The sequence below is a fragment of the Alcanivorax sp. HI0083 genome (assembly GCF_001635175.1).
The window spans coordinates 1-1,418 of the sequence record NZ_LWFX01001425.1 but is presented as its reverse complement, the minus strand read 5'-3'; the positions used below and the strand labels follow the sequence as shown (position 1 = coordinate 1,418).

At 55.8% G+C, this 1,418-nt stretch carries 1 protein-coding gene and 2 tRNA genes; 2 read left to right on the top strand and 1 reads right to left on the bottom strand.

The features are described from left to right. Positions 1–69: 69 nt before the first annotated feature. Positions 70–723, bottom strand: a complete 654-nt coding sequence (locus A3754_RS21610; RefSeq protein WP_063521304.1) for a glutathione S-transferase family protein — start codon at positions 721–723, stop codon at positions 70–72. Between the two features lie 185 nt (positions 724–908). Here A3754_RS21610 and A3754_RS21605 point away from each other — a divergent pair. Then, a tRNA-Glu gene (locus tag A3754_RS21605) sits at positions 909–984 on the top strand. A 33-nt stretch (positions 985–1,017) separates the two neighbouring features. Then, positions 1,018–1,093, top strand: a tRNA-Gly gene (locus A3754_RS21600). Positions 1,094–1,418: the final 325 nt, after the last annotated feature.

Sequence of the window (1,418 nt, the reverse complement as noted above, 5' to 3'; positions counted from 1 at the left end):
CTTGCGTTGCAGGTCTATACACGCTTTNGCGCGTAGTTATTAACTATTAATTATTCATTGTTAATTGCTTCACCCCATCACCTTCTGAATAAACCCGGACTCTTTCTCGATGGTCTTGGCGAAAGGTTCCAGGGCGTGCATGCGCTCGGTGTGGGCGGCCAGGTTGGGGTAGTGGGCCGGGTCGATGCTTTCGCCGCCGTGTTTGAAGTTGACCAGCTGGCTGGCCAGGGCGATGTCGGCCACGGTCATGCTCTCGCCGACCAGGAATTTCCGGCCTTCCAGGGCCTTGTCCAGATAGGCGAACAGCGGCGGGATAGTGGTAGTCAGGGCGTGCTGGACTTTGTCTTCATCGCATTCCTTGCCGAGTAGCCGCATGACCACGCGGTTACGGAATACCGCAAAGGTGCAGCGCATGGCCAGGTCGTAATCCACGAAACGTTCAAACCAGATGGTCTGCCCCATTTCCATGGCATCGCTGGGGTAGAGCGCCGGTTGCGGGTGTGTCTTTTCCATCCAGGCACAAATGGCAGCGGAGTCGGCGAGGAACTGACCATCCACTTCCAGTGCAGGAATCCGCTTCATGGGGCTGATTTTTTCATAGCCTTCCGGCGGGTTGTTGGGATCGACATGGACGGATTCGAATTCGATTCCTTTCAGTGCCAAAGCAACCCGGGTCTTGCGGACGAAAGGTGACAGGGCGGCCCCGTACAGCTTGATGGACATACTTCTCTCCCGATAAATGAATGTTTTTTCGCCAATTTGATGGAATCGGCAGGGTTATAGCGCGCCATTACTAGAGCAGCATGACTTTTTCGGGTCAATGATGGTCTGCGACAAAATTTTTCCTTGACGATTGCCCGGCAGATACCTATTCTACGCGCCGCTTTGACGCACCAAGTCAAGCCCGGGTCCCCTTCGTCTAGTGGCCCAGGACACCGCCCTTTCACGGCGGTAACAGGGGTTCGACTCCCCTAGGGGACGCCACTTATTCGTTAGCGTAAGCTGGCAGCAAGACAAGCGGGAATAGCTCAGTTGGTAGAGCACGACCTTGCCAAGGTCGGGGTCGCGAGTTCGAATCTCGTTTCCCGCTCCAAATAGAAAAGGGACCCAATCGGGTCCCTTTTTTTATGCCGCTCTGCGGCTGCAACACGCATACACGCGACCCACACCTAAGGAACCTCTGAAAAACTCCTTGCATGCTCAGCGTGGCCTGAAGCGTGCAGCTGTTGCGTCTTGTCTTGATGGTCAGGGTGGTTCCCTTTCCGAGAGGCAAGGCGCAGCAGGTGTGCGCTTCAGGCCGCGCCTTTATGCCCGAACGGGTGCTTCGGGTCATCCAGGCTGGCCCGCACTCGTTGTTGCGCTTTTTCGATGGATGGACATATCTCGATCCCAGTTAGGGGACACCTTCAAAAGCGCGC

Bases quoted from the DNA above. Each gene is read 5' to 3' on its own strand.
- A3754_RS21610 (WP_063521304.1), bottom strand. From the start codon at position 723: ATGTCCATCAAGCTGTACGGGGCCGCCCTGTCACCTTTCGTCCGCAAG.